Source organism: Aeromonas sp. 600479, assembly GCF_049175515.1.
GTDB classification, from domain to species: Bacteria; Pseudomonadota; Gammaproteobacteria; order Enterobacterales; family Aeromonadaceae; genus Aeromonas; species Aeromonas veronii_A.
Map to the genome: position 1 here is coordinate 110,480 of NZ_JAAKVF010000016.1, position 11,143 is coordinate 121,622.

Sequence of the window (11,143 nt, forward strand, 5' to 3'; positions counted from 1 at the left end):
CCCTTGGCGCCACTTTGGGCGTCAACAGCGAAAAAAGTCCCCTTTGGCTGTTGACGCTCCCCCAAAACTCTATAGAATCCCCCTCCGCAGTGATGCGAAGGTGGCGGAATTGGTAGACGCGCTAGCTTCAGGTGTTAGTGTCCCACGGATGTGAGGGTTCGAGTCCCTCTCTTCGCACCAATACTGCCATGCTGATTCAGCAGCATGTAAATCCAACTAGAAAACCCGAATGTGCGAAGGTGGCGGAATTGGTAGACGCGCTAGCTTCAGGTGTTAGTGCCCCCCGGGTGTGAGGGTTCGAGTCCCTCTCTTCGCACCATGCTTCTCCAGACAGCATGTAAATCAAAACTGGTAACACAATGTGCGAAGGTGGCGGAATTGGTAGACGCGCTAGCTTCAGGTGTTAGTGTCCCACGGATGTGAGGGTTCGAGTCCCTCTCTTCGCACCATGCTTTATCCAGACAGCATGTAAATCCAGACTGGAAACCCGAATGTGCGAAGGTGGCGGAATTGGTAGACGCGCTAGCTTCAGGTGTTAGTGCCCCCCGGGTGTGAGGGTTCGAGTCCCTCTCTTCGCACCATGCTTCTGACATGTAAAAACAGAGCAATGCGCTCCAACCGCATTTAAAAACCAGCTAGAGAAAATCAGTGTGCGAAGGTGGCGGAATTGGTAGACGCGCTAGCTTCAGGTGTTAGTGTCCCACGGATGTGAGGGTTCGAGTCCCTCTCTTCGCACCATTCATTACGCAAAAGGCCCATCACGAAAGTGATGGGCCTTTTGTTTTTACTCCTTGTTATGGCTATGCTTTTGACGACTCCCCGCTCATCGTCATGCCAAGGAACGCATATGATACTGGATACCGACATTCACAACTTTTACGAACATCTGGTGCTCAAGGAGATTGAGAAACAGGGGCTGCAGCAAAAGCTCAACAGCGATCAGATGGCCGACCTCTGCTGCCTCACCCTCAACCAGCTTCCGGCCCACTATATTCGCCACAATGTCGACATGATCTACTTCCTGACCGACGCCAAGCGTACCGAAATGGAGAAACTGGTGGTCGAATCGCTCAAGGTGGCACAGCAGAAGATCAAGCAGGCTCCCGTCAAAAGCTCATAACCAGGGCTGCTGCCAGAGCAGGGTGACGATACCGGTCAACCCGGCCACTGGCAGCAAGATCAAGGCGGGCCGCAATCCGGGCTCCAGCATCACCCAGGCAGCCAGCAGAAAACCGGCACTCCAGGTGCCGTACTCTTTATCCTGACCCCATGCGAGTACGGCCACCGCCACCAGCAACATCATCCCCCGCAATATCCAGCGCATTGTTTTCTCCCCAATCAACAATTGATAATAATTATCATATTCATCTGCTGGGGATGCAAGTGGCGTCACAGGCAAGCTTCGTATGTGCCCCTTTGTGTCAACAGGCCGCTCAAAAACGGGTTATGAGATCAACTAATTTGTGATTTTTTCAATCAAATGTGCATTTTTGCCAATTTGATGGGGCTTTAACCCGCCGGGTTTGTGGTAGATTGCGGCCTCTTTTTGGGTTGCCTCCTCGGGATCGATGTATCCACAGGACGAGAGGGAGTGACCTTGGCGAGCAAGAGTTTAGGAAGTATCTATGCAAAACCAACAAAACCACATCCGACTACCGGGCATGGCACAGGTGTTTGCCTGTCTGGCCATTTTCCTGGCCCTGGCATTCTCGTTCACCAGCGTGCTCGATCTGCCGATCCAGCTGGCGTTGTTCATCGCCTGGTTCGTCATTATGGGGCTTGGCATCAAACTCGGCCACGATTACAAATCCCTGGAACAGGCAGCCGTTGACGGCGTTGCCAAGGGAATGGGGGCCATCCTGATCCTGGTCTCCGTCGGTGCCCTGGTCGGCACCTGGATTGCCGGTGGCATAGTCCCCAGCATCATCTACTTCGGCCTCAAGGTGATTCACCCGTCCATCTTCCTGCTGGCGACCCTGATCATCTGCTCCCTGACCTCGCTGGCCACCGGCACCTCCTGGGGCTCTGCCGCCACCGCCGGTATCGCCATGATGGGGATCGGCCACAGCCTCGGCGTGCCTGCGCCGCTGGTAGCCGGTGCCGTGCTCTCCGGCGTCTATTTTGGTGACAAGCTCTCTCCGCTCTCCGACTCAGTAGTGCTGGCTTCGACCATGTCCAACGTCGACGTGGTGGAGCATATCAAGGGGATGCTGCCTATCAGCCTGCTCTCCTATGTCATCACCGCCGTGCTGTTCACCGTGGTGGGCATGCAGTATTCGGGTAATGTCAGCCTGGAGCAGGTCAATCTGGTGATGGAGGCTCTCGACAACCAGTTCAACATCACCCCGCTGGCCATAGTCCCCGTGGTGCTGGTGCTGGGTCTGCTGGCCAACCGCAAGCCCGCCTTCCCGGTGATCAGCTTCGGCGCCCTGCTGGGCCTGATCTGGGCCATCGCCTTCCAGGGCATGGATCCGGTCAAAGCGATGCACTCAGCTTATAGTCCGTTTGCCATCACCTCCGGCATCGATTTTATCGACAACATTCTCGGTCGCGGCGGCATGGAGTCCATGCTGGGCTCGGTCGCGGTCATCATCTTCGGTCTCGGGTTTGGCGGCCTGCTGGAGAAGGTTGGCATTCTGGAAGTGATCGCCAGCGCCTTCGAGAAGCGCATCAATAGCGTCGGCAGCCTGACCAGCCACACCATCGGCACCGCGTTTCTGGCCAACGTGTTCGGCTCAGCCATGTATGTGTCGCTGATCCTGACCCCCAAGATCATGGCCAAGAACTACGACCGACTGGGACTGGCGCGCAAGAACCTCTCTCGCAACGCCGAGTTTGGCGGCACCCTCACCTGCGGCATGGTGCCCTGGAGCGACAATGGCATCTTCATGGCCGGGGTACTGGGAGTGGCCACCCTCGACTACCTCCCCTACATGTGGCTGAGCTTCACCTGCATCATTGTGACCATCACCCTCGCCTACATGGGCAAGGCGGTGAACCGGATCCCGCTGGTCGCGGCGGCAAGCTCCCGCTAAGCCATCCTGCAAACAACAAAGGCGCCATCAAGGCGCCTTTGTTGTTTCAGAGAAATGCTGTTTGATGGAGCACACTGATCACCACAAACAAAAACAGCCCTCGTTGCCGAGAGCCGTTTCATCAGACCGATACGCCGATCAGATGGAGAAGCTGGAGCCACAGCCACAGGTCGTGGTGGCATTGGGGTTGGTCACGGTAAAGCGTGAACCTTCCAGACCCTCGGTGTAATCCACACTGCCGCCTACCAGATATTGCAGGCTCATGGGATCGATCACCATGGTGACGCCATTCTTCTCGACTACGGTGTCCCCGTCGTTGATCTTCTCATCAAAGGTAAAGCCATACTGGAAACCGGAGCAGCCCCCACCCGTGATGTATACCCGCAGCTTCAGCTCGGGATTCTCTTCCTCGGTGATCAGGTTCTTCACCTTGTTGGCCGCCGCATCCGTCATCTGGATGGGCAGCGGGGCTTCTGCTACTGCACTCATTACTGACCTCACAACCATTAGATCCACAAACATGGAAACCGCGAAATTATCCAATACCCGACCATTCAGTTCAAGTATTCACCACGTTTAACCGGCAGCGGGAACCGGAGCTGGCGGTGCGGCAACCAGCGGCTTGATCACCTCACCCCACTCAACCAGCAGCTCTTGCGCCGGTTGCCTGCCGTCCTTGTTGATGGTGACACGGATCCGATCCGGCACAAAGCCTTCCGGCAACTGCCAATTCCCTTCCAGCAGCTGGAAATAACGCAGGGCATAGCGCCACTCGCTCACTTTCATCCCGAGATCGCGACCGGTCAGCGTCTTCGGCTTGTCGGCCAGGCTCCCCTCGACCCGGATCTGCACCTGACCACGGAACAGCTCCCGCTTCTTGGCAGGCTGGGTCAGGGCTAGACGGTAGTGGTAGCGACCGGGAATGCTGGTCTCCTGCAGGGTCAGGTTGTCGATCACCACCCCCACCTGTTCGCCGGTGGGGCGCATAATCCGCTCGAAAAAGGCCAGCTGGCGCTTGAGCTCCTGCACCTGCGCCTCCTGACTCTTCAGGGTGGTCTGCAACTGCTCGAAGGCCGCTTTCTGGGTCGCCAGCTGAGTATCTTTCACCCCCAACTCGGTCTTGAGCTGGCCGATGGCCTTGCCCTGACGATCCAGCGTCTCCTGCTGTACCACCAACAGACTGCTCTGGGCCAGCTCCTGCCGGTTACCGACAAAGTAACCAATGAGCCCGCCAACGGCTAACACGACCAATAACTTCAATAGATTGGACATAGCCCCTCATCCCGTTATCACGCCATTTACGGCAGCGCCTCTCCCTTCACTATACCGCCCTGACCGGGGTCAAAGGCGATAAAGGGAAAAATTAACTGGCCGTGGCGCTGCCATCACCCCGCTTTTGACGCGCGGCAAGCCGTAAAGTTCGCTCCAGGATCTGGGAATAGATGGGTCGGCCACCCAGCCACTGGGCAACCAGGGTCGCCCCAACCGTGGTGATCATCATGGGCAGGATCAGCTGATAGTTGTCGGTCATCTCGGTGACCAGCACGATGCCGGTGATGGGGGCACGCACGGTGGCGGCAAACAGCGCACCCATCCCGGCGATGGCAAAGGCGCCGGGCTCGATACCCAGTTCGGGAAACGCCGCATGAAACAGATGGCCGAACACCACGCCAAACAGGGTGCCCAGCGCCAGGGTCGGCGCAAACACCCCGCCCGGGGCACCGGAGCAGAAGCAGATGAGGGTCGCGACCAGCCGCACCGAGAAGATGAGGAACAGGGTCGCCATCGCATACTCATCCCCCATCAGATGTGGAATAAGCTCGGTGCCGCCCCCCGTCACTGCGGGGGCAAACAGCGACAGCACACCAAACGTTCCAGCGACCAGCATACCGATGGCGACGAAACGGTGGCGCTTGTTCTGATGCAGCGCCAGATAGCCATCCTGACAGGCCAGCACCAACTTGTTGAAGACAAAACCCAGCACCCCGAAGGTGGCCCCCATAAAGAGGAACAGCCAGAGCGCCTTGAGGGCTGGCGCATCGTAGTGGGGCAGAGTGATCACCGCCCCCTGACCTTTCATGTTCTGCAGCATCAGGGTCGCCATGATGGCGGAGATCCCCACCGCCTTGATGGCCAGAAAGGAGTAACGAAACTGCGGCCGCATCTCCTCCATCACAAACAGGATGCCCGCCAGCGGCGCATTGAAGGCTGCCGCCAGACCGCCCGCCGCACCGGCGGCCAGCAGGGCGTGACCATGCTCCTTGGGCAGCCGGAAGATATCCGCCACCATCTTGCCAAGGTTGCCGCCGATCTGTACCGAAGGCCCCTCCCGCCCCAGCACCATGCCGGAACTCAGGGTGCAGATGCCGCCGAAGAACTTGACCGGCAACACCCGCCACCACCGAACCGGGCGCAGATCGTCCATCGCCCCCTCGATCTCGGGAATGCCGGAGCCGCCCGCTTCCGGGGCAAAGGTATGAGTGAGGAAGTAACCGACAAATCCCAGCAAGGCGCTGAAGCCAAAGCCAAGCAGACCGAGCTGCCACCAGGGACGGTCTGCCAGCAAGGCGATACGTTGTTCTGCCAGCCAGTGGACTCCCGATTCGAACAGGCCGCACACCAGTCCGGCCAGGGTACCGACCAGCGCCGCCAGCAGCAGCACCAGCAAGGGCATCTTGTCTTGCCAGATAATGCGGGAAAGCGGCCCCCGCGCAGAGGTATCGGCTTCAGAGGAGAGAGCTTGTTGCGCCATCTTGTTACACCAACTTGGAAAAACCATATCGTCAGCTAGCTGAGATCAGGATCACCCGGCGCGTTGCTCGGCTGCCCAGGGCTGGGGCTTTCTGCTATAGTCGGCCCGTTAAATTTTTGTCACGGGAGCAGACCGAGAGTCCGGGTGGCGAGAGCGCAAAGCATACTCCTGATGCTCCGGCCTGCCGAGTCTCAATCGGCTGCAATCCCTTGTGTGACGCCCAAAATCCCATTAAGGATGATCCATGTCAAAATCAGATCAGCTGTTTGAACAGGCCCGCCAGACCATTCCGGGTGGCGTCAACTCACCGGTCCGCGCCTTCAATGGGGTCGGCGGCACGCCCCGCTTCATCGATCACGCCGATGGCGCCTATCTCTATGATGTGGATGGTCAGGCCTACGTGGATTACATCGGCTCCTGGGGCCCCATGCTGCTGGGTCACAACCACCCGGCCATCAAAGCCGCCGTCATCAAGGCCGTTGAGAAAGGGCTGAGCTACGGTGCGCCGACCGAGATCGAAGTGCTGATGGCCGAGAAAGTCCGCCAGATCGTCCCCTCCATGGAGCAGGTGCGGATGGTCAACTCCGGCACCGAAGCCACCATGAGCGCCATTCGTCTGGCCCGTGGCTACACTGGCCGCGACAAGATCGTCAAATTCGAGGGCTGCTACCACGGCCACGCCGACTCCCTGCTGGTCAAGGCCGGTTCCGGCGCCCTGACCCTGGGTCAACCGAACAGCCCGGGCGTTCCGGCCGATTTCGCCAAACACACCCTGACCTGCGTCTTCAACGATCTGGATTCGGTGCGTGAAGCCTTCACCCAGTACGGCAGCGAGATCGCCTGTATCATCGTCGAGCCGGTCGCAGGCAACATGAACTGCATCCCACCGGTCCCCGGCTTCCTGGAAGGGCTTCGCGCCATCTGTGACAAGTTCGGTGCCCTGCTGATCCTGGACGAAGTAATGACCGGCTTCCGCGTCTCCCTGCGCGGTGCTCAGGGTCACTACAACATCGACCCGGATCTCACCACCCTTGGCAAGATCATCGGTGCCGGCATGCCGGTGGGCGCCTTCGGCGGCAAGAAGAAGGTGATGCAACACATCGCACCGACCGGCCCTGTCTATCAGGCGGGGACTCTCTCCGGTAACCCGGTCGCCATGGCAGCCGGTCTGACCATGCTGGATCTGCTGCTGGAGCCGGGTCTCTATGAGCAGCTGAGCGCCAAGACGGCTCGTGTTGCCGAGGGACTGAAAGCGGCCGCAGCCAAACACGGCATCCCGCTCGCCATCAACTATGTGGGCGGCATGTTCGGCTTCTTCTTCACCGACGAGCCCGAAATCACCCGCTACGAGCAGGTCACTCGCTGCGACATGGAACGCTTCAAGCGCTTCTACCATCTGATGCTGGAAGAGGGCGTCTATCTGGCGCCGAGCGCCTACGAGGCGGGCTTCCTGTCGCTGGCTCACGGCGACAAGGAGATTGAACACACCCTGGCCGCCGCCGAGCGCAGCTTCGCCAAGCTGGCTGGCTAAATCACCGCTGGTTGTCGCCAAGGGCCCGTCATGGGCCCTTTTCTATTACAGAGACTCCATCACCACACAGGGCGGCAATACGCCCATTTATGGTGCATTGTCCCCTGGTCATCCGCCGATTTGTCATCCTCTGGTGCAACTTGCCCCATCATCCCTGTCATAAAGCAGGCCCACTATTTGCACATTCACCACAAGAGCCCACGTCACCGAGGTCCATATGGCAGAGATGAGCCCCATCGATGTGCTGCGGCGCTATCAGGAGTATCAGGAGGAGCTGACCCCGCTACTGCAGGGGCTGCTCAGCGCCCCCCTTGTCTCGCTCAAGGGGTATCCCTTTGTTGTCAGCATTGACCACTATCAGGGGCCGATGTGCATCCAGCCTGCGGCACCGACGGCCCATAACCGGCTGCACCTTATCGTGCAGGGGCAAGGACGGGAGATCACCGTCTGTCTGAATCAGCTGATTGGCTGGTTGATGGGGGACAGGGAGTGCCGCCGCGCCATGCCCTGGTTCAAGGCGGTCTATGTGGTGCTCAGCATGGCGCTGTTTTTGATCGTCGCCACCCTGATCTGGCACGGGCTGGAGCAGCTCTACCAGCTATTGTGCGGTGAGCAGCAGAACCAGCTCGGCGCCTTTAGCGCCATCATCTTCCTGACGCTGGCACTGGCGGTGTTCGATCTGGGCAAGACCATTCTGGAAGAGGAGGTACTGCTGCATAAGGATATCTTCCGCCACAGCGCTATTCGCCGCACCATCACCCGCTTTATCGCCGCCATTCTGATCGCGGTCTCCATCGAGGGGCTGTTGCTGCTATTCAAAGGCTCGCTCGGCCAGAGCGAGCTGCTCTGGCCAGCGGTCGGAGTGATGGGGTGTGCGGTGGGTTTGCTGCTGGCGCTTGGCCTCTATGTTTTTCTGGGGGCCAAGGCCGAAGCGGCACTGGTACAGGCTAGCCTGCGCTCTCCACCGTCAGCTGCACAGGGGAGCGACGCGCCGCCCGCCAGGAAGCGTACATGGTCCAGGAGGTATAGATGACGATAAAGGCAACCAGCCACTTCAGCATCTCCATATCCATGGATTTGACCAGCATGGCGGCCAGCACCACACCGATGGGGCCAAAGATGGCTACCGCCAGCACCGCCTTGGCATCAAACGCCCCTTTGCGGATAAAAGTGCCTGCGGAGAAAACGCTGAGCACGGCGGTGGAGCCCATCATGATGGGAAACGCCGCCAGCGGATTCATCCCCAGCAGATAAACCAACGTCATGCAGGGGGCAAACAGGCCGATACCGACATTCATCAGCACCCCGAAGATGAAATTGCCAAGCAGGGCAATCGTCAGCTTGTAGCCGCTGAGCCCCATCGCATCGCCGCCTACAGGAAAAAGCCCCAGCAGACCGGCAAAGATAAGCCCTGCAACGACCAGCAAGGAGATAGCCATCACCAACCGGATGGTCTGCCGATCAAACGAGGCCACATGGCGAGCCCCCCAGGCAGCGCCCGCTGCGGCGGCCATCATCATGCTGATCAGCGTCAGCGGCTCCACTGCGACTGCACCGACGAAGATCAGCGACTGAGTTACGGTCGGCAGCACGCACTGCCCATTGAGGGTACCCGGCAGTACCCGATCATCGATCAGCTTGAACTGCTTGTAGCAGGCGGTCTTTACCGCAAAGCTGCCCACCCCCAGGGTATCGAGGAAGTTGGCAACCCCACCGATCAACGCCACCGGCCAAAAGGGGGTCGCCTCAAAGGATCCACTCTGCTTCTTCCGACAGCAGGCTTGCACCAGCATGAAGACAAATACGAGGCCTCCGGCTATAAAAACCAGCCGTAAAATATCAACTAACATAGGGGTTTCTCCTGCAACGGGCGGCGATTCTAAGGCAAGCAGCAGAAAAAATCTTGACCGGAATTAAGCAATGCTCACGACACACCTCTGCGAGGCGAAATATTTATCATTAGACTCCGAACGGCTCTGCTAATACTTGTTACTGAGGCCAACAGGCCGGGTCCTGAGCACGTTGTTATGGTCCTTTCGCGACGACCACTTGTGCCAAAGGACATAATAAAAAAGAGGGCCGGTAGTGATACCGACCCTCTTTCTGTATCTGGCCGGGGCGCTAGGCCCTCGACCATGACAACCGCTTATTGAATGCTCTTGCCGGCACGCACGTCCTTGATAAACCCCTTCAGGCTTGCCAGATCACGGGGAGCACCGCGCAGGATCTGATCACCAATGATGAAGGCCGGGGTACCAGAGATACCGAGCGCTTCAGCCAGCGTACGGTTGGTACCGAGGTTCTGGTCAATGCTGCCATCCTTGATCTTGGCTTCCACCTTGCTCCAGTCAACACCGGCCGCCACAGCCAACTGCTTGACCTGTGCTTCATCAGCGAGCGGCCCCTGATGGGTATAGAGCTTCTCGTGGAACGCCTGGTACTTGTCAGGCTGACCCAGCTGGACCGCCAGCGCAGCACGGGCTGCGAAGTAGGAGGACTCGCTCAGAATGGGGAACTGCTTGTAGATGTAACGGATATCTTTATCTTCCGCCATCAGCTGCTTGACCAGCGGATGGGCCCGTTTGCAGTAACCACAGTTGTAATCGAAAAACTCCACAATGGTCAGAGATGCCTTCGGATTCCCCATCTCGGGATCCTGATTGGCATAAAGCTGCTTGGAGTGAGCCTTGATCAGCGCCTTGTCACTCTCGGCCTGCTGGCTCTCCTGCTTGGCACGCAGGGCATTGGACATCTCGACCAGGATCTCGGGGTTCTTGACCAGATAGTCGCGAACGATTTGCTCGACATCGCTTTTGGTCAGCTCGCTTGCATGTACCGGCGTCGCCAGCAGGGTCACACCAGCCAGCGCGCAAAACAGGGCATTTTTAATAGTCATAACGTTATCTTGCAGAGGATATGATAGAGGCCACTATAGTGGTTGAGTCTGTTTTCAAGTCAAGTTATCTGGCCAAAAAAGCGCTTGATGCGCCCTGATTGCCACTTTTTCATGTTGTTTAGCACAATTAACCAGCAATCGAACCGGACGGGGATTTACAAGCCGGATCAGCATGGTAATATTCGCCGCACTGCTGCGGAGGGGTGGCAGAGCGGCTGAATGCACCGGTCTTGAAAACCGGCGATGGGCGACCATCCGTGGGTTCAAATCCCACCTCCTCCGCCATTTATACCGAGCCCATGCAACCATGTTGCGTGGGCTTTTTATTTGCCTGCGATTTGCCACTCCTCATAGATCTCAACACATTAGTCTTCTTCAACTCCTTTCTTGAGCTTCTCACCTGCGGGCTCAACAGCTGCCACAAGATCACCTATCAATATCGAACCTCTGCATTCCTGTGCGAATCCCTTCCCATTACCCCAAACAACAAGGACCCAAAGCAGCAACCACTGCGCCTACGTGTTAGCACAGCCAACACACTCTCTGGCATAACGTCAGTGGGCGACTAACAAAATCATGGACAAGCAGAGGGCTCAAAAAGAAAGACTTCAGCTAACACAGGACGCAGATGTCCAGGAAAGATCGCAAGCAAGAGATCGTGGCGTACAGGCGAGCATAGGATTCGTGGGTCATTACTACGCCAGAGCCGCCATACAGAGCGACAGCGGTTCAAGCGTACCAAGCGGAACATCAGGCTATTTGTAGAACCAGAAAGCAGCGCCAAGTAACAATAAGAACAGAGGAAAGGAGATAGGGCCGGTCAAAAATCAGGCTACCTTCTGAGTTTCAGGTAATAAAAAACCCCGCTCGATGAGCGGGGTTTCTTGTATTGGGTGCCTGGCAGTGTCCTACTCTCGCATGGCGAATGC

10 protein-coding genes and 6 tRNA genes are annotated in these 11,143 nt (G+C 57.9%); 10 read left to right on the top strand and 6 right to left on the bottom strand.

Annotation, left to right across the window (positions count from 1 at the left end; genetic code table 11):
• Nucleotides 1–94: 94 nt before the first annotated feature.
• From G5149_RS16330 to G5149_RS16355, 6 genes are all read left to right on the top strand, one after another.
• Nucleotides 95–180 (top strand) — tRNA-Leu (locus G5149_RS16330).
• A 53-nt stretch (nt 181–233) separates the two neighbouring features.
• Nucleotides 234–319 (top strand) — tRNA-Leu (locus tag G5149_RS16335).
• 44 nt (nt 320–363) lie between these two features.
• Nucleotides 364–449 (top strand) — tRNA-Leu (locus G5149_RS16340).
• 46 nt (nt 450–495) lie between these two features.
• A tRNA-Leu gene (locus G5149_RS16345) sits at nt 496–581 on the top strand.
• Between the two features lie 71 nt (nt 582–652).
• Nucleotides 653–738: transfer RNA gene (locus G5149_RS16350), tRNA-Leu, on the top strand.
• Between the two features lie 109 nt (nt 739–847).
• The gene (locus G5149_RS16355; RefSeq protein WP_005343036.1) at nt 848–1,120 is read left to right on the top strand and encodes a late competence development ComFB family protein; all 273 of its coding nucleotides are present in this window, start codon (nt 848–850) and stop codon (nt 1,118–1,120) included.
• Here G5149_RS16355 and G5149_RS16360 read toward each other — a convergent pair.
• Nucleotides 1,115–1,324, bottom strand: coding sequence for a hypothetical protein (locus tag G5149_RS16360; protein WP_005357820.1), 210 nt, complete (start codon nt 1,322–1,324; stop codon nt 1,115–1,117). The two genes, G5149_RS16355 and G5149_RS16360, sit on opposite strands and share 6 nt — an antisense overlap.
• A gap of 301 nt (nt 1,325–1,625) precedes the next feature.
• Between G5149_RS16360 and nhaC the strand changes: the two genes are divergently transcribed.
• A complete protein-coding gene (nhaC, locus tag G5149_RS16365) occupies nt 1,626–3,035 on the top strand; it encodes a Na+/H+ antiporter NhaC (protein ID WP_005357819.1) in 1,410 nt (469 codons plus the stop codon).
• Between the two features lie 138 nt (nt 3,036–3,173).
• Here the strand turns inward: nhaC and erpA are convergent, their stop codons facing one another.
• From erpA to clcA, 3 genes are all read right to left on the bottom strand, one after another.
• Nucleotides 3,174–3,524 carry an iron-sulfur cluster insertion protein ErpA gene (gene erpA / locus G5149_RS16370; RefSeq protein WP_005340225.1) on the bottom strand — a complete coding sequence of 117 codons (351 nt, stop codon included), beginning with the start codon at nt 3,522–3,524 and terminating at the stop codon, nt 3,174–3,176.
• A gap of 87 nt (nt 3,525–3,611) precedes the next feature.
• Nucleotides 3,612–4,307 (bottom strand): DUF6776 family protein, encoded by a 696-nt coding sequence (locus tag G5149_RS16375; protein WP_005343032.1) that lies wholly within the window; start codon nt 4,305–4,307, stop codon nt 3,612–3,614.
• A 91-nt stretch (nt 4,308–4,398) separates the two neighbouring features.
• Nucleotides 4,399–5,787, bottom strand: coding sequence for a H(+)/Cl(-) exchange transporter ClcA (gene clcA, locus G5149_RS16380; protein WP_216979573.1), 1,389 nt, complete (start codon nt 5,785–5,787; stop codon nt 4,399–4,401).
• A gap of 244 nt (nt 5,788–6,031) precedes the next feature.
• Here clcA and hemL point away from each other — a divergent pair, with 244 nt between their 5' ends.
• Both hemL and G5149_RS16390 read left to right on the top strand, forming a co-directional pair.
• Nucleotides 6,032–7,318, top strand: coding sequence for a glutamate-1-semialdehyde 2,1-aminomutase (gene hemL, locus G5149_RS16385; RefSeq protein ID WP_216979574.1), 1,287 nt, complete (start codon nt 6,032–6,034; stop codon nt 7,316–7,318).
• Between the two features lie 217 nt (nt 7,319–7,535).
• A complete protein-coding gene (locus tag G5149_RS16390; RefSeq protein ID WP_421212999.1) occupies nt 7,536–8,351 on the top strand; it encodes a hypothetical protein in 816 nt (271 codons plus the stop codon).
• On the opposite strand, the gene G5149_RS16395 is transcribed toward G5149_RS16390, so the two are convergent.
• Together G5149_RS16395 and G5149_RS16400 are read right to left on the bottom strand one after the other, a co-directional pair.
• A complete protein-coding gene (locus G5149_RS16395; RefSeq protein WP_421213001.1) occupies nt 8,266–9,168 on the bottom strand; it encodes a TSUP family transporter in 903 nt (300 codons plus the stop codon). The two genes, G5149_RS16390 and G5149_RS16395, sit on opposite strands and share 86 nt — an antisense overlap.
• A 296-nt stretch (nt 9,169–9,464) precedes the next feature.
• Nucleotides 9,465–10,214 (bottom strand): DsbA family protein, encoded by a 750-nt coding sequence (locus G5149_RS16400; protein WP_158110468.1) that lies wholly within the window; start codon nt 10,212–10,214, stop codon nt 9,465–9,467.
• Between the two features lie 197 nt (nt 10,215–10,411).
• On the opposite strand from G5149_RS16400, the gene G5149_RS16405 reads away from it, so the two are divergent.
• A tRNA-Ser gene (locus G5149_RS16405) sits at nt 10,412–10,499 on the top strand.
• The last annotated feature ends 644 nt before the right edge of the window (nt 10,500–11,143 follow it).

Coding starts and splice junctions, on each gene's coding strand:
- erpA (WP_005340225.1), bottom strand. CDS start 3,524: ATGAGTGCAGTAGCAGAAGCCCCGCTGCCCATCCAGATGACGGATGCG.
- nhaC (WP_005357819.1), top strand. CDS start 1,626: ATGCAAAACCAACAAAACCACATCCGACTACCGGGCATGGCACAGGTG.
- hemL (WP_216979574.1), top strand. CDS start 6,032: ATGTCAAAATCAGATCAGCTGTTTGAACAGGCCCGCCAGACCATTCCG.
- G5149_RS16355 (WP_005343036.1), top strand. CDS start 848: ATGATACTGGATACCGACATTCACAACTTTTACGAACATCTGGTGCTC.
- G5149_RS16360 (WP_005357820.1), bottom strand. CDS start 1,324: ATGCGCTGGATATTGCGGGGGATGATGTTGCTGGTGGCGGTGGCCGTA.
- clcA (WP_216979573.1), bottom strand. CDS start 5,787: ATGGCGCAACAAGCTCTCTCCTCTGAAGCCGATACCTCTGCGCGGGGG.
- G5149_RS16375 (WP_005343032.1), bottom strand. CDS start 4,307: ATGTCCAATCTATTGAAGTTATTGGTCGTGTTAGCCGTTGGCGGGCTC.
- G5149_RS16390 (WP_421212999.1), top strand. CDS start 7,536: ATGGCAGAGATGAGCCCCATCGATGTGCTGCGGCGCTATCAGGAGTAT.
- G5149_RS16400 (WP_158110468.1), bottom strand. CDS start 10,214: ATGACTATTAAAAATGCCCTGTTTTGCGCGCTGGCTGGTGTGACCCTG.
- G5149_RS16395 (WP_421213001.1), bottom strand. CDS start 9,168: ATGTTAGTTGATATTTTACGGCTGGTTTTTATAGCCGGAGGCCTCGTA.